This is a genomic window from Candidatus Uhrbacteria bacterium (assembly GCA_016187485.1).
Lineage (GTDB): Bacteria > Patescibacteriota > Patescibacteriia > UBA9934 > UBA10169 > JACPJO01.
Window position 1 is genome coordinate 12,587 of the sequence record JACPJO010000003.1, and the last position, 24,329, is coordinate 36,915.

Below are 24,329 nucleotides of genomic sequence, written 5' to 3' on the forward strand. Positions count from 1 at the left end.
ATGACCTACAAAACCGCTCTTGTCACCGGTGGCGCCGGGTTTATCGGCTCACACATTGTGGATGCTCTCGTGGCGCGCCGCGTGAAAGTGTTTGTGGTGGACGATCTTTCCACGGGCCATAAAGAAAATCTCAATCCTAATGTATCTTTCACGAAGCTTTCTGTGACGTCGCCTGCGTTTCGGACGTTGGTGAAGAAGGTAAAACCTGACGTTATTTTCCATTTGGCGGCGCACTTGAGCGTGCGCGCGTCTATTGAACGGCCGATTCATGACGCGACGGTGAACATTCTTGGAACGCTCAATATGCTTGAAGCGGCGCGGGAAGCGGGCGTGAAAAAAATTGTTGTCACGTCCTCGGGCGGTATTATGTACCCCGCTTCGCTTAAGCGGGCGAGCGAAGAAGACGGCATTTATCCGGAATCTCCCTACGGCGTTTCCAAGCGTGCCATTGAGTTATACCTTGAGCATTATTGGAGCGTGTTTAAGATTCCCTATGTGGCTCTGCGGCTTTCCAATGTCTACGGCCCGCGACAGCGCGCCCATACTCCCGGCGAGGGGGGAGTGGTGCCAAATTTTATTGAAACAATGCGTGCCGGCAAGCGTCCCTTTATCACCGGCAAAGGAGACAAGACGCGCGACTTTGTTTATGTGACGGATGTGGCGGCGGCAGCGCTCGCGGCAGCGCGGTCGTCTTACGTGGGTATTGTCAACATTTCGAGCTGCCAAGAAGCAAGCGTGCATCAGATCTTTGATCTTTTAGCGCGCCTTGTAAAGTATCCGCACAAGCCAGAGTATCGGCAGGCCATCGCAGGGGAAAAGCAGCGTTCGTGCATGAATAACAAACGCGCGCGGCAAGAGTTGGGGTGGACGCCGAAGGTAGGACTGCGTGAGGGATTGGCCCAGTGCGTGCGATTCTTCGACACGAGAAAATTACAAAAGAAGTCTGCATGAGCCCGACCGCGCGCACACTCCGTGAAGCGCTTCGTGTTCTCCGTGCTGGAGGAGTCGCCTTGATTCCCACCGAAACGTCCTATGCGCTCGCCGTCGATGCAACGAACGCTGCAGCGGTCCGCCGCGTGTTTCACCTGAAGGGCCGTGCGGAACAAAAAACGCTGCCGCTTATTGCGAGTTCGCGTGTGATGGCAGAGAGGTATGCCGTGTTGGGATCAATGGAGAGTGCACTCGCAAAAAAGTATTGGCCAGGGCCACTCACGCTTGTCGTACCGGCAAAGAAGAATGTGGGGCTGGCAAAGGGCGTGGTGGCGAAGGACGGAACCATTGCTATCCGGGTAAGCAGGCACGCGGTTGCCCGCGCCCTTTCGCGCCGTTTAAAAGTTCCCATCGTCTCGACCTCAGCCAATCGTGCGGGCGAGCCGCCGGTATTTTCTCCGCACGACCTTTCTTTCTCTTTGGATGCTGTTGTAGACGCGGGAAAGCTTCGCCAGCGCAAACCCTCGACGATTGTGCGTATTGTGGAGGGGAAAATTGTCATCCTGCGTCAAGGTAAGTTAGGAGCTAAGCTCCTGACTGGTCAGGAGCTTAGCTCCTCATTCTTATGAGAGCGAAGAAACAATTTGGCCAGCATTTTTTACGTGATCAGTCCGTGATCAAAAAAATCATCTCATCTGCCGAAATTACTCCGGGCGAAGAGGTGCTGGAAATCGGCCCCGGCGAGGGGGTTTTGACGCAAGCACTTCTCTCCGCCGGGGCTCGCGTCACGGCAGTGGAAATTGACCGCGATCTCATTGATGCTCTCCGGGAGCGTTTTGGCAAAAGTCTTAATCTTATCGAGGGCGATATTCTCTCCGTTCCTCTCTGCAAGCTTCCGGCGACAAGCTATAAGCTCGTTGCTAATCTTCCCTACAATATCGCTTCCGCGGTGCTGGAAAAGTTCTTCACTCTTCCTGAGCCGCCCACGCGCTTTGTGGTGATGGTCCAACGCGAGGTGGGGGAGCGCATTCTGGCACAGCCTCCACACATGAGTCTTCTCTCGGTTGCCTGCCAGATGTATGCCGATGCGCGTCGGGTGACACGCGTGCCGCCCGGCGCGTTTTCCCCGCCGCCAAAAGTGGACTCGCTTGTCGTGCGTATGGACTGGCACCCGCGTGTTGTCGATCCGGAATCGGTCATCGCACTGGCAAAAAAGGGTTTTGTCCATCCCAGAAAACAGCTTCATCGTAATATGGAGCCCTTGTTTGCTCGTGAAAAAACAAAGAAATTTCTCGCCTCCCGCAGTTTGCCAGAGACAGCCCGCGCGCAGGAACTTTCTGTGGACGATTGGATCGCTATTCGGGCACACAACATGCTATAATTTCCCTGGCCTATGTGGCATCGTCCACACACAGAGCGTTTTTCAGCCTTTCCGCTTGAGGCGAAGGTGGCGGTTGTTTTATTTTTTCTCACAGGCGTGCTCGGCGTTGTCTACGGAACGCGTGGGTTTTTCTTCAACTTGAAAAAACCGTTTCTGGCACAGATCAATTACAGTGGCCCGCGCTACCTTTCGCTGGCCGAGCAAGAGGCGCAAGAAATTGAAGAGCAGAAAAAACGTGACACGGACGAGGACGGTATAAATGACTACGAAGAGCTGGCGGTGTACAAGACAAGCCCGTACCTTTCCGATACCGACTCCGATGGTGTAGACGACGCGCAAGAAGTGCGGCTCGGGAAAGATCCGACATGTCCAGAAGGGCAGAACTGCGCGCGGGCGTTTGCGAGCGTTACCGAAGAGGGGGAGGGGCCGTCGCTTAAACTTCCCCGCGAGGACAACCCTCTCGACTTCACAGAGATCACGAGCACCGAGGCGCTTGAAGCAAAAGTGGCTCGCCTCTCCGCAAGTGATTTGCGCCGCGTGCTTACACAGACCGGAATCTCGGCGGATATTATTGATGGCCTTTCCGACACAGAAGTGCGCGCTCTGTTTCTTTCTACCGCAAGCGATCCGAATTCCGCGGCGGCGCTTGAACAAATCTTAGGTCAGCTTCCCGCAGAATCCGACGTGGGGGAGAGCGCGCCATAATCTATGGAGGCACAGATGTACAACCGGATGCGCGCACGGCGATGGATTGCCGCTTTTGCGCTTCTCCTCTTTTTCCTCCCCGCGGCTCTTGTACAGGCCGCGGCGCTTAATACCGCCATTGTTGCGGCGCAGTCGCTCAAGTCGGCGGACATCGCTGCTGCCGGCGGACAGCCAGCCGAAGCGGCAGCGAGCACGATTGAAGAGACGGTGGATCGCGTCGTGGTGCCGCAGATTGCGGTGGTGGCTCGCCAGATTCTCCTGAATCTCTTGAGTTTTGTGGTGAACCGTTTAGCCTACGACGCCGCCGTGGCGCTTTCTTCGGCCGCGACGGGGCAGACGGCACTTGTGGAGTTCCGCACGCCGGAAGAATATTTTAAAGATGTAGGGCTTGATATTGCCGGCGAGACGATCCAATCGCTCAACGATATTTTGAACAAGGCCACGAACATGGACTTCGGTCTGTGTGCGCCGAGAAATCCGTACATCAAACTGGGCATCCAGCTTGGTATCAAAGCGCAGTTTACGAAGAATCAGTTTGAGCCGCGTTGTGAATTTCAAGATTTCGTCAGTAACTGGCAAGCGGTGATCGGCACATTTACGGACACGGAGGGAGGGAGCCAGCGCATTTTGCGGGAATTTGCTCAAGCCTACAACCCCAATCAAAACGAGCTTATCTCTACCGTGACACTGTACGCGCGCATCAACCAGCAAGTGTTTACGGAAAAATATCTTCTCTCGGCATCGGATCGAGAGAGTGGAGGCTATAAAGATGTTGTGGATTTCATTACGGGCCAACGGCAGACGCCCGCGTCTCTCATCCAACGCCAGACAGAAGCGAATGTCGTGGAGATACAAAATCAAGAAACGTTGCAGAAAGGAACGATTATCGGCCAAGACAAGGATGCGATTGAGGCGATATTCCTGCAGATGGGAAGCATATTCGTCAATACGTTGTTGTCGAACCTGGCGAGCAATATTTATTCCGGTCTCTTTAAGCCCAGGCAAGCGTCCATTGATCCTTTCAACCCGCAGATTGCCAATATCGGCGGCCGCGAGCAAGCCCGGCAAACCTTCCGAGGCATCACGTCTGTTCCCATCCTCTCCCTTGATACCTATAACCCCATGGACGAATTCGTGGTGTGTCCTGGGGCAGATCTTCGCGGACAGTATAACTGCGTGATGGACCAGCAGTTTGCCAACGCCATCACACGCGCACGCACCGGTGATCCGTTTACCGTGCAAGAGGCGGTAGACGAGGGGCTCTTGAACGGCGATTGGCCGCTTATTCCTTCCGACGATGACGCACGCAACCAAGACCCGTTCTGTCATACGTATGGGTATTGCTACGGCAACATGGTGAAGCTCCGCAAAGCGCGTATTCTCCCCATCGGATGGGAACTCGCTGCCAACTCACCCTTCAATGACCAAGCCAGCCCTGTCACGCTTCAAGAGGTCGTGGACGGCTTTTACAACTGTAACGACCAAGGCGAGGCGGATAGTTCGCACAAATGGTGCCACTTGATTGACCCCAACTGGGTGCTCAAGGTGCCCAACGCTGAATGCCGCGCGTTTGTGCCGGGTGAATTACCGGCCTCGAGCATGGTAAATGTGCGCCAAAGCGTCTGCGTGGACTCGCCCACGTGTATTGCGCACGACGCCAATGGGCAATGTATCGGTGGTTACGGCTACTGCACGCAGGAAGAAAACGTGTGGCAATTCCGCGGTGACAGCTGCCCGGCCGAATACGCCGGCTGCTTGGCGTTTAGCAATGAGCGCACAAACGAAACGCTCTCCGCACTGCTCCCCACCGTAAATGCGCAAGGGTGTACGGCGGACAATGCCGGGTGCCAGTGGTACCGCGCAAACAGGTATTACGACGATCACGGCACCGAAGAGACGGCGGACGACACCTACGAATTTTTACCCACCGGAGAGATCTATGCGCTTACGGGTGCCGCAAATCGTGACGACGATATTGGCACGGGCTCGCTCAATGCACCGGTCAGCTATACGTACGACTCGGATGGAGCGGGGCCGCAGCCGGCGCGTTCGTATACATCGTACGCCTACCAAGATCGAGCCTACTTTGATGGCGACGTAGGACTTTGTACGGAAACGGCCGCGGGATGTACCGAGTTGATTCCAGCTCTGGGCGTGACGCTCAACCTTCTTGGTAACCCGGGGTTTGAAACGGACGCCAACACAGATCTGGCGCCTGACGTGTGGAACGGAGGAGCCGACGATTTTACGGTAAGCACCACCAACGCGTTCAATGGCCAAGTCGCCATCTCGCCCGTCACGGGTCCGATCAGTGTGACGCAGGAGAACATTCTTCTCTCGCCAAGCCGTTTTTATACACTCTCGTATTATGCGAAGTCGCTGGATGCGAGTAATTCCGCGATTATCGTTGTAGAACTCAATCCAGCGCCAGGTCCTGGAGCGCCTGCGAGCGTGAACTTGGCCGGCACAAGCGTGCTTGGAAACTGTGCGCTCTCGAGCGCGCCGAATTTGATTATCGGGCAACCGAGCGCCGGCGAGGACTTCGAGCGTTTCACGTGCACATTTACGACTCCTTCCTTTGCCACGCTTGCCACTGTCCAGGTGCTCGACACCGTAAGCTCTATTTTCAATCCGAGCGAAATATATCTCGACGCGTTCCAGCTTGAGCTTGGCACACTCGCAACGACTTTCCAGGAAGGGTACGGAAGCGCAAGCCCGGCGCGAACGTATGTGCGTGTGGCGCCGGATTGGCTTGGTTGTACCGGCGCGGCCACAGACCCTGCGCAATGTGACAACTATACGCAGCAATGCAATGCGCAGGACGTCGGATGCGAACTCTATACGCCTGCAGACGGCGGGTTGAGCGTGCCGGCTATTACGAGTGCGGCTGACGTGTGTCCTGCGGCCTGTGTCGGGTACGCCACGTATAAACAGGAACCGACATCGGCAGAATCATCAGCCTACCCCATTCGTCTGATTGCAAGCTCGGCGGATATTTGTTCGGTAAACGATGTGGGGTGCGATGCCTATACGAATTTGGATGTGGTGGCAGCAGGCGGGGAAGGGATTGAGTATTACAAGGAGCTTCGCGCGTGCGCACTGCCCACTCAAGACGCTGGGGCAACGTTCTACACATGGGAGGGGAGTGACAATACGGGTTACCAACTGCGCACGTGGCAGTTGATCGAGTCGAATCTTGGGAACACGAACACGAAGTACGTGGAGGGATCGGATACCGTGTCGCTTGAGTACAATCTTGGTGCCGCGCCTTGTACGAACTCTACCGTGATTTCTGAGAGCGACGTGGCGTGCGCCGACTTGCCGCGCGCCGTTGTGGAAGTGGATACGTACACGGATTGCAATGAGCATGACGATATTTTCACCAATCCGGACTGTCGTGAATTCTACGACGCAACGGGCGGCATCCACTATCGTTTGTACTCCAAGACCGCCACAGTTTCGGCCGCGTGTACGCCGTATCGCAAAGACACTATCGCTGGTGCGGGGGAGGACTTGGTTCGGGTAAACCAAGTTACTGGCGAGGCGATCTATGCACCGGATGGTGTGGATGATGGACAGGAAAATTGCGAATATGCAGGCGGGCTTTGGACGGGCGGGGGAAGTTGCCGTTTGTTCGCGCTTCCTTCCGAAAACGTTGCATGTTCTGCATCTGCAGCTGGCTGCCGTCTTTACACAGGGTCTTCAGCGCGCAACGCCGCCACGGTATTTACCGATACGGTGGAAGATGGGGCCCTCACCGAATACGAGGGCAGCGCCAATGTAACGATCTCGGCCGTATCCCTGGCCACAAGCGGGCACTCCGTTCATGTGACGGGAAGCGATATTCTTGCCACGCTCTCGCTTGTGGAGGGCGGTGGAGGCAACCCGCAATGTGCGGAGGGCGTGTTCTGCACGCTTACCGGGCCAGGCGGATCAAGCTGTACCGTGACGGGAACGGCCGAGGATGACGTGGATGATTGCGGCGCTTTGGTGGGTGACCTTACGCCGGGGAAGACCTATATTTTAGAGTTCTACGCGAAGGGTACAGGGACGCTTGAAGCACAATTTGTGGAAGACCACGGGAATGGAAATATCAATGGGCTTGGGAATATCGTGACGCTTACGCCCGAGTGGAGCCGCTACAGCGTGGGGCCTTTTGATGCAACCATCCATGATGGATTTGACGACACCGCGCAGCTGCGGCTTGTGCCGACCGGCGGTGGCCCAGCGGATTACTATATTGACTACATCGAGCTTAAGGAGACCGAGCAGAATCTCGCTCTCATAAAGGACTCGTGGGAGACGCCGGCACTTTGCGACGCGACGCCAAGCGGCGCGCCGTCCCCGGGGTACTATCTTGGATGTCAGACGTATGCAGATCGCGCAGCGGTGGAGTCCAACCTCTACCAGTTCACCCGCCTCTGCCAAGAAGAGGTGATCGGATGTCGTGCCTATTACGACACGCAAAACTCAGACGTTTCTTTTGGACAGACTTTCAACGCCACATGCGCGCTTCCCGCCGGTTATGCGGGGGTCTGTTCTAACAACCCTGTCAAAAACTGCACGATTGGTTCCCCGCTTCCCATAGATTGCAGTAGTTGTGTCACGGGTTCTGCCGTGTCGTGCGAAATGAACGGGGAGACGATGTGCACGATTGGCATAGCACGAGATTCTTGCACGTTCGATTACGACGGAGCGCTTCCCAATCCGCTTCCCGCCAACATCTCTCTTGGCCCCGAAGCGCGCGTGGTTGCCAATGACCTGGATATTTTCCTGGTAGACAACGGAACGACGTCCTGTCAAGCAGCCGCCGCGGGTTGCACCGAAGTGGGGCTTCCCGCGTACCGCCAAGACAAGTCGCGCGTAACCGGTTTTGCGCCGGCCTATCTTGTGGATGATCCGGACCGCTACGATGAGACGCTCTGTTCTGGCGAGGCGCTCTTCTGTGAGGCGTGGGACACCAATGAAGACGGCACCTTCTACTTTAAGGACCCCGGCAACCAGGTGTGTGAGTTCCGCACGCAAGTGTCCATCGAGAATCAGCTGTACCGCGGGTGGTTCCGCACAGGCGGCAATGAGCCGTGTTATTACGACGACCTCAACAGCAACAGCCAGTTCGATGCTGCCACAGAACTTGCCACTGCCTATCTTATTACGGGCATAGAGTTTGGCGTCTGGCGTAACGGAGACACGGCATACGATGGATGGGTGGGCGCATGTGCCGACCAGTATGACCGGTGCAGTGAGTTTGAAGATCCCCTCCAAGACGTGTCATACGTGTTCATCAAGAACGAAAAGATCGAAGACGGTACGGCGGGAACGGGGCAGCGATGCAACGGGCAGGTGAGTTTGGATGAAGGGTGCGCACTCTTCTTTGACACGGTCCAGCCTGAGCTGTTGTGGAACGCAAGTGCAAGCTATCTGGCTTCCGGCTACGCCGACATTCTGTTTGGCGATGCGGCGCAATCTCTCCAGTCACCGATTTCTTGTTTGGGCGCCGCTACAGATTCCGACGTGGGCCGCATCACATCGCCCTCCGGCCTTGAGTGGAATCTCTGTCATCAGCGTTGTCGCTACACGCCCTCCGAGACGGGGGCCACAGTGGAGGCGGCCTATGCGCAGGCGGCTAGCGGGTTTATCTACACGGGTTCCTGTATAGAAGACCGTGATTGCCCTGTCGTGACAGATTCGACGGGGGAGTCGCTTGAGGGAACATGTAGACAGAATTTTGCCGCCACTGCCACGGAACCCATCCCCCCCTACGATGCCGGAGCCCCTACGCTTAACGTGAACGACGTAAACGATATCCGCAATGTCCGCCGCGACCGTGAGTGTGCCGAGTGGCTTGCCTGTCAGTCGTCGCATACGGTATGGGACGAGCGCACAGGGCGGTTCAAGGAGGTCTGCGACGGTGTGGCCACATGCACGGAATATACGACATCCGGTTCCAACACGTTCTGCAGTGAAACGAAAGAAACGACGCCGGTCACTCTTACGCCCGAACGTTATGTGGCGCGCGATGTCAGTTGGTGGGGGACTGATTATTCCGGGTACAGCATCCCCTACGCCCTCTCGGCGGCAGACTTGGATCAAGTGAATATCAATCCCCAACGCTGGTGCGTGGACGCAAACGGCAACGGAGATATTTTGCAGTCGTGTACCGAGGCGACAGTGGATGAAGATTGTGATGCAGACGAGACGTGCGAAGTGGCGCCCGATGACATGCGGCTCGCTTTTGCCGCGGGGCTCTGCGAAGCGGACACGGGGCAGGGCGAAGCGTGCCGTATTGGGCAGTGCCTTACAACCGGTTCAGCCTGCGCTTCTTCTGACCAATGCCCCGAGGACGATACCTGTTTGATTGGCCAATGTCGCGCCACGCTTCTTACCTCGAGCTGTGACGACAACAATCCGTGCACTTCCCTCGTTTACCCCGTGTGCTTTAACGGCCAGTGCACAAGCCCGCTTACGGGATCCTGCGTGCCCGAAGATGAAACAACGTTGTGTGGCACCGACGTGCCGGGGAGCGTGGATAATTCTTGTGTGGTCGCTCCAGAGACGTTTACGGGGAACTGCTATGCGGGTCAGTGTTTGATTGCGCCAAGCGGAACGGCTTTTGTGCACAACGACCCGGGCTCCGAGAGCACGCAATGCCGCGGGTATCCCGAGCAGAACGCTCCCTATCCACACGCGGTTGTCACCACATGGCGCGATCCGGTCACCGATCAGACGCCAAATAACCTTCCCACAACGCCTGCAGGACTTGTTGATGCGGAAGATTGGACGCCCTACACGAAGATTCCTGGATTCACGGGAGTGGAGGTGTGCGCGCCAAACGGTGGAAACTGTCTCTGCACCTATCAGAAAGTCGGGTTCGCTAATGGAGTGGAGTACCGGTATTACAGTCAAACATCCTCGGATTTCCTTACGGGTATTTGTCAGGGTGGCGACTTAGACGGGCAAGCCTGTGACACGGATATAGAGTGCGACAGCAACACCAGCGATACTCTCCAGATCGGCCGCTGTTTGAAGCGTACGTCAGTGGAGACCATGCTTGGCCTCCCCGGCTACTGTTTGGAGCGCGACTCGTCCATCAATCAGTGGGGAAATCCGTCGAACAACGGCGTGTGCTTGTCGTGGTATCCCGTGGACCAACTTTCAAGCTCAACGGATATTTACAACAGCTACACCGAAGCGGGCTTCCCACTCGACGACACCTTCTATTGTTCGGACGTTGGGTTGTATGTGGACTTATTCCCCACGGGCTCGACCTCTCCGCAGAACCTCACGTCCAACAGCATTCTCCCGGGTTGTGCGGAAACAAAGCGCAGCGGAAACGGGCCGGAGTGTGTGGCCAACCAATATGATGGATGTCAGGACAACGCGCACTGTCCGCAAGGATATTTCGCTGTCGTCGGGTTTTGCAACGACGCCGAACTTGGCCAGCCGGATAATTGCGTAGCGCAAGCGAGCGCGTCAGACAACGACTGCCCGTATTTCTGCGTGCCCTATGGGGCTCGTGACAATACGGTGACCGATCCGGATGAAAGTACGGCGAAATGTGCCGTACCGACGGGTGTGACGCAAGGAACCGCTGCCTCCATTGCCGGGCCTCCGTGGGACACCGATTTCTTTGCGGTGGGGAACCTGTCTGATGACTCCGGCTATGGCACATGGGTGGACCGCTACAAAACTTGTACACGACGGGGCGTGGATGTGGAGGATGCAAGTTACGAGCGGCTTACGCCGATAGGCTTCATCAGCAATGCGGAAGGTTATTTCATGGCCAACAGCGACGCGTATTACTACGCATGCCGTGAAGTGGCGAAAGTGAGCCAGGCGCCGTCGGTTATTTCGACGGATGGCAACAAAGCGTGGACGAACCGTCTGTGGGAAGAAGGCCCCGCGCCACTCTTTGCCATCCAAGATAGCGACGCGATCCCGGTTGACGAGCAGATTGCCTATACATCGGCAGTGGGACCAACGGAAAATGGCGGGCAGGTGGAGCAGGCGCGTTTGGTGCAAGCGGCGGATGGGTCGTTCAAGACACAAAATGGCAACAATGAATTGTTCCCCGACCAATTCCCCGTACCTATTGCTGCGTGCCGGAACGGCGACTTACTGTACACACCGGCTGGAGATGGGTCGTGCGCGACTCCACCGTCCTATCCGCCGCCGGCTGATGTGGATGCGCGTGCCTACGAATATATTTCTGCCAGCGTGCCGGTGACGCCAACGGGCGCGCAGCCGTGCACGCCAACGGCGGGAACGCCGGAAAACCAAATGGATCTCTCCGCAGAGTGCAATCCGCCCGCAGTCGCGACGTGTGACCTGGATCCCGTGGTGTGCGTGGTGAGTTGCAATGACCACCAAGACGGATGCCAGTTCAATACGGATGCCGATCCCGACATTGAGCTTGACCTTGGGGATTGTGAGGCGGAAAGCAGTTCGAGCCTCAACACATTTATCTGTGAGGATCCTCTTCCCACTACCACGACGGATTGTTCCGCCGCCGGAACGGGTTATACGGAAGCGCAGCTGGATGAAACTGTTTTCACGCAGGGTGTTTGTACGGGCAGTGGATCGCTTTCGGGTATGTACTGCGCGGGGGATGCCAGCTGTTACTCGCGAGCTTGTATAGAAATCACGAGTGGTAACGATGATCAGGGGTACTGCAGCGACGTACTTGGAGCGACGCCGCAGGTGGAAGTTCAACCGGAAGTGCTCGACAGTGCCGACTCGTTCGTGAACCGCTTGAGCCAATTCTTTGCAAAGGTGTTGGCATACTGGCGCTACGATCCTGGTTCGGGGGACGACACAGGCAAGTACACAGATGTCACCGATACGTATGCAACCGAGACGGATGACGTGTCGGCTGCGCCAGATCCTTACGGTGACGGGCCAAACGACGGGGGCGAGCCGCCCATCGTACGCGGGCTTGATGATTGTTTTGCCAGCGGATGCCGAGAGGCGGACAATGATACGGTGACGGTGAATGGCGTAAACACAGGGGTCATTCTTGGCACCGAAGGACGCGCGCATGTGTCGGCACAATTCTTTGTAGAGGCGAACCCGAACCAGATGCCCGTGAGGAACGTGATTGTGAATTGGGGAGACGGGAGTATTCCGTCGGGATCACAGTCAAGCAGCAACTACTACAAAAATCACCGCGGGCTGTTGGATGACAGCGAGACCGTGTCGTACTGCGCTCGGCCAGAAGGTGCCGCGAACTGGGGCGAGACGTCCGATGCCTGCACCGAGGGGTACTTCACGTTCAGCCACGACTACGTGTGCTTTGACTCCATGCTGATTACATTACCAAACTGTGACAGCACGGAGGACCTAAGCGACGGTTGTACCGACGGCACGCAGTGCATATTTATCCCGCGAGTGCATGTGAAGGATAACTGGGGCTGGTGCACCGGCGAGTGCGGGGACGAAGACGGTCTTGCAGACTTGAATTGTTACGATGGGACGGGGCAAGGGAGTTACAACGAATGTAACATAATTTGTGACCAATATTCGAGTAACTTTAACTGTGATGCTATTGTTTCTCCGAGTGCGGTTGATCCCTGGATATACTTTGATGGGGAAGTGAGAGTGGAACCGGACTAGAAGTTGCAGAGTTGCAAAGTGGAAGAGAGGCGGGGCATGATAGCCCCGCCTTTAAAATGCGAAACCCAGGACAGTGTCCTGGGTAGAGCTCGTGCTGGCCTTGCGGCCTGCTAGAGCTTGAAGAAGAAGAAGTTGGTGCCGTCACCACCGATCATGTCGATCCTGCTCAGGTCCGGGAGAACCGTTCCGTGCGCAGAGCCGCCGATCACATGGATCTGGTCGCCGTCGACAGCGTACTGGCCGTGTCCTTCGATGGTCATCACCACCTCGTCGCCCGCATCAGCCGTGCTGATGGTGCGGGTTCCGTTGCAGGTGGTGCGCTCCATGTCGAGGCACTTCTCGTAGGTGAAGGTCGTCTCCGACCCGTATCCACCCACCAGCGTGTGTCCGGCCAAAGCGTCGGTCGCGATCTCGATCTCGAAATCGCACCACACAGTGTTCTCGCGCGTCCCTACGCCACGGTAGACGCCGACCGGAATCTCGACGAGGTTGCAGACCGTGTCGCAGGTCTGCACGTCGAAGGTCCGCGCCGTGTCGGTGGGCGTGAGCGTGACGTGGACGCCGGTGATGGGTGCGGGGGCATCGATGTAAGCACTCCCGTACTCGACAGTGTCGTCGTCGCCGTTGCCGTCGTCGTCCGCGACCGGATCGTCGTCGCCCGTGGGCGACTCGACCGGCGTGCCGGGAGTGCATCCCACGAACATCATGAGGGCCAGAAGGGAAAGGAACTGCGCTGCGAAGATGCGGGTCATGACCGCCTCCTCCGTTGCCCACCCAAGACATATGGGTGGAACCTAATCTATAAGTACTATAAATAGGCATTTTTGTCAATGCCTATTTACTATCTTTTCGCCTAAACTTAGCGAATAAACACTTCTCTGCCGAACACATTTTTTACTCTTTTTGTCATTTTTCCCTCACCTTAGCCACATTCCAGCTTACGAACTTCACACAAGTGCCGATCGGCACTTACGTGAGGTTTTTCTACTTATCCACATCCCGGTGCCAGGCACCGGCAATTTGAAAGCGACCCGTGGGGGTCGCTGCGAAGAAGGAACAGGGGCAGAGCCGACGCGCTACGCGGCGGCTTCGCAGGTCTCGTCCCACCAGGTGGCGAGCGAGAAGGCCTCGTGTCGGCGCTGGATCTCCTCGGTCTCCGGATGTTCCACGCCGTACTCGACGCAGAGCGCCGGGCTGTTGTTGTCTCCTCGCCCGATGTAGACGAGCGCGACACGCTCGCTCGTGATCGTGAAGCCCTCCTGGTTCCTGCCGCCATCGCACGGGGCTCCCCAACCGAGCTTGACCTGCGAGATGGAAAGGCCGCGGCCCAGATCGAGCCACGCGTCGGGTTCGAGAAGGGAGAGCTGGTCGTTGGCGATCTCGTGGGCGCCAAGCGCGACCACGGCGCGCGTTCCGATGAGCCCGCGGATCTTGGGCTCGACCCAGGAGATGAAACGCATGACCTCGACGGCGTCGAGAACGTAGGTGGAGTCGGCCTTGTTGGGACCCTTGTTGGGACCCCAGCACAAGCCGATGCCATGGATGGGAAGTTCCGAGAAAGGAATGCGCGGCACGGCAGTCTCCGGACAGGGTTGAGAAAACCACGCCAACCTTCCCAAATATAGGCCCATTTGTCAACCACTTGACGGCTTTTTTGGAGTCTGGTAAAAGAAGGGCACTCGCGCGCGGGCGTAGCTCAATTGGTAGAGCAGCGGATTCCAAATCCGCATGTTGCGGGTTCAAGTCCTGTCGCCCGTGCCAATCTTCTCTTCTTTACCACCGGTCCTCCTGACCGGTTTTCCTTTTTTAAAAAGTTGACGGCCAGAGTATTTCTCCCTACTGTCTACCCTGCGAACCTTTACAGAACGGAGTCCCTCGTGTTTTCCTCCCTAAGGTACGGCGCCTACTCATTGCTGAGCGTATCCCTCTTCGCCTCTGCCTACCGTGTCATGAACACCCAGGTGCATGGGCTCTCCACGCCGGTCGCGTTCCTGGTCTTCAGCGTCTTTGCTCTGGCGAGTTCCGTGGTGATCACGCGGTTGTTCCACGGAGACGTCTTCCGGCACCTCTTTGATGCCTGCAGGACGTGGCAGTCGTGGGTGGCCGCCCTGGCCTATGCCGTGGGTTTCTTCCTCGGTTTGCAGGTCTATCAAGGGCCTGCAGAGGCCATCATCGTCTTCCTTGTTGCTGATCTGTTGACGGGACCGTGCAACATCGTGGGAGAGTTCTTCGTTCTTCAGAAGAAGCCACAGAAGCCGGTGCACTCCGCACTCGCGTTCCTCGTGATCCTCGGTTGTCTGTGGGTAGAGAAGTTCGGCGTGGGGCCTGTGAATCGCGCGTTCATGGTCGTGGATGCAGTACTCGTGTTTGCCTTTGCGAACGTCATCATGGGGACAGCGTCGGAAATCTCTCGCGCACACGGACGGCAGAAGGTCGGCCTTTCTAAAGATGGAGTGCTGGTTCACGGAAACATCGTGGCCATTCTCTTCGCGCTTGCATGGATCGTGGCAGACGTTTACAACGTCTCGCTCCTCCCTCGTCTGCACGACGTCATGCCGCCGCGCCTTCCCACGTCAGGGGAGTGGGTAGCGCTGGCCTACCTCGGGATTTTTCCAACAGCGATAGGTCTCTCCATCCAGCACACGGTGCAGGATAAAGCGGGGTTCTTCGTCTCCGAGGCGGTAGAGGGAGTGCGGCCACTCCTTGTCTACCTCTTTGGTTTCCTCCCACTGTCGTGGCTCGTGGCCAAAGACCAACAGTGGTCCGGCGAGAAGGCGGCGGCTCTCGTCCTTGCCTGTGTTGCCGCTGGAGCTATCGTCATTTTCGAGCGCCCGCCAGAGAAGTAGTTCTCGTCGCGGCGCTTCTGAGACCGGTCCCGGTCTCTTTCTTTTTGCTTTTTGAAATACGAAAGACCTCCGGCGGGAGGTCTAGGGAAAAAGATCGTTGCGTCGTTTAGGGCGTGATGCCAAAGACGCGGCAGTAGAACGCGAGCTCTTCTTCGAGAGCGCGCGTGATGTTCTTCGCGTCCACGAAGCCGTGGCCTTCTTCGGCGAAGGTGATGTACGTGCAGGGGACACCTCTGTGTTCGAGTGCCGCAACCATCTTCTCGGCCTGACTCGGCGGCACGGCTGTGTCCTCGAGTCCCTGGCAGATGAGCATGGGGCAGCGGAGGTGGTCCACGGCGTAGATGGGCGAACGCGTCCGCCACTCATCCTCGGGCACGAGGCCAAACAGATAGCGCGCCTCGAACTTGTGCGTGTCGTCGTTCAGCGTCGTGAGGTCGCAGATGCCGAAGTGCACGACGCCGGCCTTGAAGAAATCGGTCGTCGTGAGAGCGGCGAGCACCGTGAACCCGCTCGCGCTCTGGCCGCGAATGGCGACACGATCCTTGTCCACGCGTCCTTCGACGATGAGGTGCCGGGCGCCAGCGATGCAGTCATCCACATCGTAGATGCCCCACATGCCATTCAGGCGTTCGCGGTATTGCCGTCCGTGGTTCGAACTGCCGCGGTAGTCCACATCGAGGACGGCGAAACCGCGGCTCGTCCAGAACTGGATGATGGCGTTGAAGGAGAGGCTGGCCGCGCTTGTGGGACCTCCGTGCGAGGTCACGATGAGCGGCGGCTGCGTGCCTTCCGGCGCCTGATGTTCCGGATTCTTCGGCGGGTAGAAGAAGCCGAAAGCTCGATTGTCACCGGTCGTCTTGAACTCGATGGCCTCCGGGGTCGAGAGGTACGCCTCCGGAACAGGAGCCGTCTCTCCGATGGAGTGGAGAGGACCGCCCGGAGGGCCCACGTAGATGGTCTGGGGACGCGTCGGACTTCCCCCGAGAATGGCTACACGCGTGTTGCTCGTCCGCACCTCGGAGACTTCGGAGAGTGGCAAAGCTTTGGTGCTGTAGCGGGCGCGGGGCGTGATGGAATCTACCGCCCAGCCTTCACTCCGACGGCAGGCGGCGAAGATCACGCCGTTGCAGAACCCGTAGTGCGACAGGCCGAAGGCCCACGGGGGCCTGGTGTGCTCACCGCAGATGGGGTCGGCGGGGTTCTTGATGGTTCCGCGGCTCCAGGCGTAGATGTTCCACCACCCCGTGATGTCTGAGATGAAGTGGAGCATGCCTCCCGGCGACCACGAGGGTTCCAGAATGGACTCCGGGTGCAGCCCCTCACCATCCACGATGATTCCGCTCTGACGAATGGTTCCGTCCGTCTGGAGCTTTCCCCGGCAGAGCTGGGTGGCGCCCCACGGCATATGGGGGTGATGCCACTGGATCCATGCGATCTCCTTGCCGGAGGGCGAGAGCCGTGGCGCGGCATAGAAATCAGCGCCCGAAACGAGAGGGGTCACCGTGCCGTCTGCGAGGTTGATGGTCACGATTTCGGTGGTCGCGTCCACGTTCTTTGTGGCGCCCACATGATTCTCGCGCACAGCGATGAGCCGGCGGCGCGGTCGATCCAGGGTGAGGTCGGCGTAGAGGTGGTCAGGCGCCTCTTGGGTGATGGGCACCGGAGTGTCGTCCCGCAGAGGGTTGTAGCTGTACACGCGCCCATCCTTCTTGTGGAGGAAAAAGAGCTCTCCCTCATCCACGGCCATAGCGCCGCCGCCGTAGTGTGCGGACGCGAACGCGCTCCAGGGGGCGGGGAGGACGTCTTCGGGCGTTCCGTCGGGGCCTTCCCGCACGATGACGTACCGGCCCTCCTCAACCGGCCGCTTCTCGATCCAGTACAGGCGGTCGCCGTCGAAGTGCATTTCGACCTTCGAGGCTGACGCCTTTGCCGCGAGGGCGGGCGTGAGGGGGCTTGACCAGAGGCCAAAGGGGGTAATGTGCATGGGGGATTCCTTTCGTCCGGCCCAATGACATCAAAGTGACGATGGTTTGTAAAGTCGAAACCCCGCGGATGGGCGGGGTGTGAAGAAGGAACTTGTTGTCCTAGCTCATGGCTCTCTTGAGGTCCCACACGAACCGTTCAAGGTGAGGGATCGTGTGAGGCATGAGGCAGAGCTTGTAGACAGTGGCTGGGCACGCGTTGGGGTCGCGGCCGCTGCCATCGAGTCGCTCGATGTGGTCGCTGCGCAGGTGGTAGGGGGCCAACGGGCCGTCTCCCTGGCGCAGGTACTCGGGGATGGCGCCATCCTCGATGTTCACCTCAAGCGGCAGGAACGGCGTGGCCTTGTGGTACGGCCAGAACCGGATGCGTTCGTCGCCGTCGAAGCGATCCATGAGGAGTCCGCGCAGAAGGTCGCGCGCCCCGATGCACTTCTTCACGAACGCGCGCTGGCCCGACACGCCGAGACTGCGCATGAGGTACCACGCGAGCACGGGCGAGACGGCCGAACGCGACCCGGGAAGAGTGTCGTCCGCGTGTCCGTTCACGTACGCGACGTCTTGGGTCACGAGTCCCTGAAGGCCCTTCCGGCAGAGGAAGATGCCGGCAGGGTAGGGCACGCCGCCCATCTTGTCGGCGTCCACCGCGATGGAGCGCACGGCGGGAAGGTCGAAGCCGAAGCGGATCTCGGGCGCCATGAAAGGGACCGTGAAGCCGCCGAAGGAGGCATCCACGTGCAGGTAGCAGTTGTCCCGTTCCCGGAGCAGGTGTGCGATCTCCTCGACAGGGTCCACGGCGCCGGTGAGGCAAACCCCCACGGTGGCGACGACGAGGAAGCGTCGGTACCCGCCGCCCTCGAGAGACCGGATGGTCTCCATGAGGTGCTCGGGGTCCATCGCCCCGTCAGCGCGCAAGCGCACATGGAAGATCTGGCCGTGGCGCGGCTTGCTCTCGAAGCAGTGCTTCCGCCCACAGCGCGGGCATTTCTCCCAGTGCGCGCGGGCGATGTCGAGGAGCTGGGCGCCCTTGTAGACGGAGTAGTGCGCCGTCGGAGCCACGAGGATGGCGGTGCCAACCTCGAAGGGATCCGCGATCTTGCTCTGCAGGTACTCCCGTCCAATCCACATCCCCTGCAGGTTGGCTTCGGTGCCGCCGCCGCAGAAGAAACCGTCCACCGTGGCGGGCACTCCGCCCATCACACTGGCCACCATCCAGACAGCCTCGGCCTCCATACGCTGGATCTGCTCGAAGCCGCCTTCGCCCTCGGCGAACGACCAGCTATCGCCCTGCGCTTCTCCGTGCGTGTGCGTGCCGATCGCGTTCAAGTGCCGGACGAGCAGGGGGCCTGCGAGGTCCGCGAGCTCCCGCCGCAACGGGGTGCCCGGATAGCAGAAGGGGGGCGGGGTCGTCTCGTAGGGGGAGCCGATGGTCTGGACGAGTTCACGGACTGTCTCGAGATTTGCTGGCTTCTCGGGCCAGCGCCAGGCAGGTTCTCCTGTCATGGTCAATTCTCCACGGTAGCGAACTACCGCCATTACTCTACACTTGCCGGCTCCCTTGTCAACGGCGACTGATCAACACTAAGTGTGGATCAGTTTGTAGGGGAGAAATGCGATTTTCTAAAAGCTAGCAATTCGAAACCAGGCCTTGGGGCCTGGTGAGAGAGAAAGGATCGACTGAACTAGTGGTCCCACGCGCCTTCCGGCTTGGGGGATTTCACGTCCTTCATGATTGCCCAGAGTTCCGGGTAGAGGCGTGCCGTGCGCAGGATCGCGTCGAGGTACGGGACCCCGTCTGATCCAGCGGTGCCCGCGGTGTTCGGACCCAGAAAGTGGATGGCGAGTTTGAGGTGCACCTGACGGAAGTCGAGGTACGTTTTCTCGAAGCGCCAGATTGCCTGGGCAAGCCGACGCAAGGGGTGACCCTTGTGCGCGTCGCTCATGAGGTCTCCGAGTGCGATCTCTGCCCGGACGAGCGCTTCCTTGAAGCGACACACGACCGACGGGGTACGGGCGCGCTCCTCCATCTTGAGCGTCCACCAGCGGGACGAACGCCCGTGCATTCCTGCGGGGACGTTCATTGTTCCCCGGAACGTGAAGGTGCGACCGTGAATGGTCATGTAGGGCGAGTCCGACCGCATGCCGGCCAGGAGTTCCACCTCACGCGCCTGTGCGGATTCCGCACCGCTTGCCGGGACGACCTCGTCTCGGAACCCGACCCCTTTTTTCATGAACAGATCTTTGTCCATGCGGAAGAGGAGGCGGGTGGAGTCGATGGCTGACTTCATCCAGGAGATGGCCCAGCGCATGTGCGGCAGGGCGCCATCGGAGTCGTCCTTCTCGATCGCGTCGCGCGTCATCTCGAGTTCACGGATGACGCGCAGAAGCGCGAGTTCGCATGCCTGGTGCACCACGATGAAGTTTGCCTCCTCGTGGTTGATCGCTGCACGCGTGTGGGCACTGCCCACGTTCGGCTCGCCCGCTGCGGGAAGGATCACACGCAGGCCGATGTAGGTGCAGTAGTGTGGCTTGGCCGGATCGGCGACTTCATGCCCGCAGGCCAGAACGACCGTGCCGGGAGTGGATGACTCTCGCCAGTGGGACTCGTCCATCAGACACCCCGTACGCCCATGAGGTGCTTTGCGCGCGCCACCGTGGGAGCGATGTGCTCGCGCGCCCGCCGCCCGCCGTCATGCAGGATGGCCTCGATATAGTCGTCGCCCTGGGCCTTGATGGCCCGGTAGCGCTCCTGCAGGGGGGCGAGGAGGTTGACGATCCGATCGCCGAGGTCCGTCTTGCACGCTCCGCACTCGATGTCTCCGCTCTTGCAGGCGTTGCGGAGTTGCAGCTCGCGCGTGACATCGCCCGGCAGGAGCGTGTGGAGCTGGAAGACGCGGCAGATCTCGGGCTCTCCCGGACTGGCGCCGACGCGCGGCTCCACCGGGTCGGGCAGAGACGGGGTCGGCGGCAGCTTCTTGTCGGCGCGCCGGCACCGCTTCATGATCACGTCGGGCGTCTCGTCCAGACTGATGGTGCTCTCGGGATGGCTCTTTCCCATCTTGCCCGTACCCTTGAGGCCCGGGACGCGCACGCCGGGGCCATCCATCAGGTCGGGGACGGGGAAGAGTTCCTCGCCCACCATCTTGTTGAACCGGCGCGCAAGCGTGCGCGCCAGCTCCACGTGCGGGTGCTGGTCCTCGCCCACGGGCACGAGGTGCGCCGAGGGGGCCAGGATGTCGGCCGCCATCAGGACGGGGTAGGTGTAGATGCCGGCGTTGGGCGGATTGCCGCCCGCGGCCATCTCGTCGCGCTTCTCCTTGAAGTGGGGAAGCCGGTCGAGCTCGCCCATGCCCACCAGGCACATGAGCAGCCACGTGAGCTCCGTGATCTCGGGGACCGAGCTCTGCGCGTAGATGACGTGCCGCGCGGGGTCGATCCCGGCGGCCAAGTACCAGCGGACGATCTCGCGCATGTCTGCCTCGATCGCCTCGGACTCCTCGCGCGTCGTGAGCGTGTGGAGGTTGGCGATGAAGAAGAAGCACCGATAGTCGGGCTTCTCTGCGAGTTCCGCGAAGAAGCGGATGGCGCCCAGGTAGTTGCCGATGTGCAAGCGCCCGGTGGCGCGGATCCCGGAGAGGACGATTTGTGCGGACATGAGGTTTCCAGAGTACGCCCGGGGAGGAAGTTCCGCGGGGTGCCTTTACCCTAGAGCCAAGCGAAATACCTGTCAACTAAGCGAACCTCGCTGTCGTTATTTGACGTGCGTTACTCGCCTATAGTATGTTGTCTGCAGTCCTTTTCCTTATTTCAAAGCCATTGAACCGAGAAGTAGTAGCGTACAAGCTCCCTGGGTAGCGAGCGGGGGAGAGTGCAAGCCCCGTCATAGCGGTACGTGAAATTGGGCTCGGTGAGGCGGGTGTTGCATTGGTGACATCCCGGAAGCTCCCGTAACCATGAGCGAACGCATATCTACGGAGTGCGTAAAAGCGCCAGGCGTATTGTTTGGCAGAGAGGTGGTACCGCGGGAAGAATCCCCGTCCTCTCAAGTCACCTATGGTGGCTTGCAAGGACGGGGCTTTTTGTACCCGCACTGGAGGAACGACGATGCACAGCAAGATCCCTCTCTCCCCTGCCTACACGAAGAAGTTGCGCATGCGCGAGGCGCTGTTCGAACCCGCCCAGCTCCTTCCTGTCCAGGAACGTCTGCTTCGCTCCATCGGCAAGTATCGCTACACGGACCTCATCCGCGCGACGCTTGGCCGGCACCTCAACATGGAGGAGGCATTCGTCGCGATGTGCTACGCCCTTCGGGCCTCCAACGGCTACCTCGAACGCCTGTACCTCTCCGGACTTGACGATTTCGGCGAAACCGGAAACGTCATGGCGGCGCGGGAGATGCTCTCGGGTCTGGCCATGAAGGAGGCGTGGGCGCATCTTACGCCCTCTGAGATTGCCGGGATGGTCGCGGCAACCATGATGGATGTCATGCGCTTCCCCGCATACGGGGACCGTGTCTTCGAGAACTGCGGCATGGGAGGGGATCGCGGTGTTCAGTTCAACGGAGAGCCGTTCCGTCGCAAGACGATCAATGGCTCTACGCTCTCCACTCTCGTGCTGGCTACTCTGCGCATCATCCAGACGGCGAAGCACGGTTCCTACGCCAACACGTCTGCCGTGGGCTCAACGGACGCTATCGAGCACCTCGGCGTCCGCGTGGACCTGCCGAACGTTGGGGTGCAGAATCGTCTCGCTGCGCTCGGTTTCCACTTCACCGATGCCCACGCGTGGAAGACGATTCACGATCTCTCTCACGCGGAGCCGCGTCGGGAGACGGTGAACCACATCGTGGGACCGCTTACGCCCCCGATCCACCCGGACATCGAACTCTTCAAGATCGTCGGCGTGAGCGAGAAGATGCATCCGCAGATCGTCGCCAAAGCCCTTGCGGTTCTGGGTGACGAGGGGGTCTTCCGCCTCAAGCACGCTGCCGCCGTGTGTGGACTCGAACGCGTTATCGACGTCGAGGAAGTCTCCGTGCACGAGCGCGTGCGTAGTGTCACGGTCCTCGACGAGCTCTCGCCTATCGCTTCGGCGGTGGCCATTGTGAGGAACGGGGAGTACTGCGGTACGCATATTCTCACGCCGAGCATGTTCGGCACCGCTCCTTTCAAGAACCCGCTCTCGGTGTTTGTAGAGAATACGGTGGAGCGCATCATGGAGGCAAACCGCACCGCGCTCTCGGGCGTGGACGATGGAAGGGACCTCGTTCCCTTCCTCGCCATGAATGCGGCGTTCAGCCTCTACCTGGTGGACTGCCTCACGGATGATCCTGTGTCCGAGACACGGCCGCCGTCCAGGGATGCTCTCTCCACTTGCTACCAGCGCTGCCTCGATGTGCTCCAAAGCGGGCGCGTCAAGCAGTTCGTCGACGGTTACGCCGAGCGGAGCCAGACGATTCAAGACTGACGTTCTTTTCTTTCGGGCCTCCACGGGGGCCCTTTCCAAATTGACTATGAATTCTTGTTTGTCACCACAAGTTATTGGGATGGTGCACTTTTCCCCTCTGAATGGCGATCCGGCCTATCCAGGTGAAAAGATTCTTTTTGATCGAGCTCTCGCTGATATCCACGCCCTGCAAAATGGCGGAGTAGATGCCATCATGTTTGAGAATAATTTTGACAACCCAAAGTTTGAAATACTTCCCAAAGAACAGGCAGAGTCTTTTTCTTTACTTGTCGAGCGACTTCTTCCGAAAGTGAAGCTTCCATGGGGAGTGAGTGCTCTGTGGAATGATTATCGTCTGGCACTTTCTCTTTGCCAAAAGTTCGGCGGGGTGATGGTGCGCGTTCCGGTGTTTGCCGACCAAGTTGAGACGGTCTACGGGATCTTCGATGGACATCCAGAAGACGTTCTGTCATTCCGGTCGTCTATCGGCGCGGATCATGTAAAGATTTACGTAGACGTGCAAGTGAAGCATGCACGATTGACACAACCCCGCCCGCTTGCCGAATCCATCGCTGACACTGTTTCTTACCCGATTGACGGCATCATTCTTACGGGGTCTTGGACAGGCGATCCACCGTCGGTGGAGGATTGCCAGCTTGCACGCTCTCTCGCTCCACGTCACATGGAAGTACTGACAGGAAGTGGCATGACGAGTGAAAATATCGGCGCTTTTCTTCCGTACATGCAGGGTTGTATTATTGGGACGGCGTTTAAAGAAGTAAAAGGACCCCAAAAGAGTGGGCCAAATGTTGTCGGGCCAGAGGTGCGTTACGATCCAGAACGAGTACAGGGGTTTATGCAAAAGATCCGGTGGCATACTTAGCCAAAAGGATAGGAGATGCACTTGCAAAAGCTCATTCTCTTTGTCTGTAGGGGGAACATCCATCGCTCTGTGGTTGCCGAGCTTCTGGCGCGCAAGCTTCTTGTGGCGAACGGCCACCCGGATGTAGAGGTTGGGTCCCGTGGCCTGCAGTGGTACATGGGCGAACCGCCTCGCCATCCAAATCTGATGCATTACCCGTCGGCGTGGGAAGGATCGCGGGAAGCTCTTGCCGAGCGTGAAGTTGATGTGTCCCGGCACATTGCTCGTCGGCTTGAGCTTGAGGACATGGAGCGCGCAGATGCTGTCATTGTGATGGATCAGGAACTTCTCCGAGACAGTCCGACGAGTGTTCTCAACCTCTTCCCTTCGTATGGGGAGAAGACGCATCTCTTCTCCGAGCTGATTGACAAGATTCAAGATGTAGAAGATCGTGGTGAGTACGCAAGCACGTCCGAGTATCGTGCAGCCGTGGAGGAAATCGAATCGACGCTCGTTTCCGGCCTGCCCCGCCTTCTCTTGTGGGTCGGTGAGGGTGTTCCTTAGCAATT

Annotated in this window: 15 protein-coding genes and 1 tRNA gene; 10 read left to right on the forward strand and 6 right to left on the reverse strand. The window is 58.7% G+C overall.

Going from position 1 to position 24,329, the window contains the following annotated elements; genetic code table 11:
- The 5 genes from HYW18_00985 to HYW18_01005 are packed head-to-tail and all read left to right on the forward strand — an operon-like array spanning position 1 to position 12,628.
- Positions 1 to 951, forward strand: coding sequence for an NAD-dependent epimerase/dehydratase family protein (locus tag HYW18_00985; protein ID MBI2484710.1), 951 nt, complete (start codon positions 1 to 3; stop codon positions 949 to 951).
- Positions 948 to 1,559 carry a threonylcarbamoyl-AMP synthase gene (locus HYW18_00990; protein ID MBI2484711.1) on the forward strand — a complete coding sequence of 204 codons (612 nt, stop codon included), beginning with the start codon at positions 948 to 950 and terminating at the stop codon, positions 1,557 to 1,559. Before HYW18_00985 ends, HYW18_00990 begins: the two co-directional genes overlap by 4 nt.
- Positions 1,556 to 2,311: a ribosomal RNA small subunit methyltransferase A gene (rsmA, locus tag HYW18_00995; GenBank protein ID MBI2484712.1), complete on the forward strand. Its 756-nt coding sequence runs from the start codon at positions 1,556 to 1,558 to the stop codon at positions 2,309 to 2,311. Before HYW18_00990 ends, rsmA begins: the two co-directional genes overlap by 4 nt.
- A gap of 12 nt (positions 2,312 to 2,323) precedes the next feature.
- The gene (locus HYW18_01000) at positions 2,324 to 3,016 is read left to right on the forward strand and encodes a hypothetical protein (protein ID MBI2484713.1); all 693 of its coding nucleotides are present in this window, start codon (positions 2,324 to 2,326) and stop codon (positions 3,014 to 3,016) included.
- Positions 3,017 to 3,019: 3 nt separating this feature from the next.
- On the forward strand, positions 3,020 to 12,628 hold the full coding sequence (locus tag HYW18_01005; GenBank protein ID MBI2484714.1) for a hypothetical protein: 9,609 nt from the start codon (positions 3,020 to 3,022) through the stop codon (positions 12,626 to 12,628).
- Positions 12,629 to 12,738: 110 nt separating this feature from the next.
- On the opposite strand, the gene HYW18_01010 is transcribed toward HYW18_01005, so the two are convergent.
- Both HYW18_01010 and HYW18_01015 read right to left on the reverse strand, forming a co-directional pair.
- Positions 12,739 to 13,380 carry a hypothetical protein gene (locus HYW18_01010; protein MBI2484715.1) on the reverse strand — a complete coding sequence of 214 codons (642 nt, stop codon included), beginning with the start codon at positions 13,378 to 13,380 and terminating at the stop codon, positions 12,739 to 12,741.
- A 324-nt stretch (positions 13,381 to 13,704) separates the two neighbouring features.
- Positions 13,705 to 14,202 (reverse strand): hypothetical protein, encoded by a 498-nt coding sequence (locus tag HYW18_01015; GenBank protein ID MBI2484716.1) that lies wholly within the window; start codon positions 14,200 to 14,202, stop codon positions 13,705 to 13,707.
- A gap of 111 nt (positions 14,203 to 14,313) precedes the next feature.
- Here HYW18_01015 and HYW18_01020 point away from each other — a divergent pair.
- Together HYW18_01020 and HYW18_01025 are read left to right on the forward strand one after the other, a co-directional pair.
- Positions 14,314 to 14,389, forward strand: a tRNA-Trp gene (locus tag HYW18_01020).
- A 188-nt stretch (positions 14,390 to 14,577) separates the two neighbouring features.
- The gene (locus tag HYW18_01025) at positions 14,578 to 15,474 is read left to right on the forward strand and encodes a hypothetical protein (protein MBI2484717.1); all 897 of its coding nucleotides are present in this window, start codon (positions 14,578 to 14,580) and stop codon (positions 15,472 to 15,474) included.
- A gap of 106 nt (positions 15,475 to 15,580) precedes the next feature.
- Here the strand turns inward: HYW18_01025 and HYW18_01030 are convergent, their stop codons facing one another.
- From HYW18_01030 to trpS, 4 genes are all read right to left on the reverse strand, one after another.
- Entirely contained in the window at positions 15,581 to 17,458 is a 1,878-nt protein-coding gene (locus HYW18_01030; protein ID MBI2484718.1) for a S9 family peptidase, read from the reverse strand.
- A 100-nt stretch (positions 17,459 to 17,558) separates the two neighbouring features.
- Positions 17,559 to 18,956, reverse strand: a complete 1,398-nt coding sequence (locus HYW18_01035; protein MBI2484719.1) for an aspartate aminotransferase family protein — start codon at positions 18,954 to 18,956, stop codon at positions 17,559 to 17,561.
- 179 nt (positions 18,957 to 19,135) lie between these two features.
- The gene (locus HYW18_01040) at positions 19,136 to 20,065 is read right to left on the reverse strand and encodes a hypothetical protein (GenBank protein ID MBI2484720.1); all 930 of its coding nucleotides are present in this window, start codon (positions 20,063 to 20,065) and stop codon (positions 19,136 to 19,138) included.
- Positions 20,065 to 21,108: a tryptophan--tRNA ligase gene (gene trpS / locus HYW18_01045; GenBank protein MBI2484721.1), complete on the reverse strand. Its 1,044-nt coding sequence runs from the start codon at positions 21,106 to 21,108 to the stop codon at positions 20,065 to 20,067. Before trpS ends, HYW18_01040 begins: the two co-directional genes overlap by 1 nt.
- A 449-nt stretch (positions 21,109 to 21,557) precedes the next feature.
- On the opposite strand from trpS, the gene HYW18_01050 reads away from it, so the two are divergent.
- Genes HYW18_01050 through HYW18_01060 form a run of 3 tightly spaced genes read left to right on the forward strand, consistent with a single transcriptional unit; the run spans position 21,558 to position 24,324 of the window.
- Complete coding sequence (locus HYW18_01050; protein ID MBI2484722.1) at positions 21,558 to 22,919, forward strand: hypothetical protein; 1,362 nt, start codon at positions 21,558 to 21,560, stop codon at positions 22,917 to 22,919.
- 46 nt (positions 22,920 to 22,965) lie between these two features.
- Entirely contained in the window at positions 22,966 to 23,781 is an 816-nt protein-coding gene (locus tag HYW18_01055) for a BtpA/SgcQ family protein (protein ID MBI2484723.1), read from the forward strand.
- 15 nt (positions 23,782 to 23,796) lie between these two features.
- A complete protein-coding gene (locus HYW18_01060; GenBank protein MBI2484724.1) occupies positions 23,797 to 24,324 on the forward strand; it encodes a hypothetical protein in 528 nt (175 codons plus the stop codon).
- Positions 24,325 to 24,329: the final 5 nt, after the last annotated feature.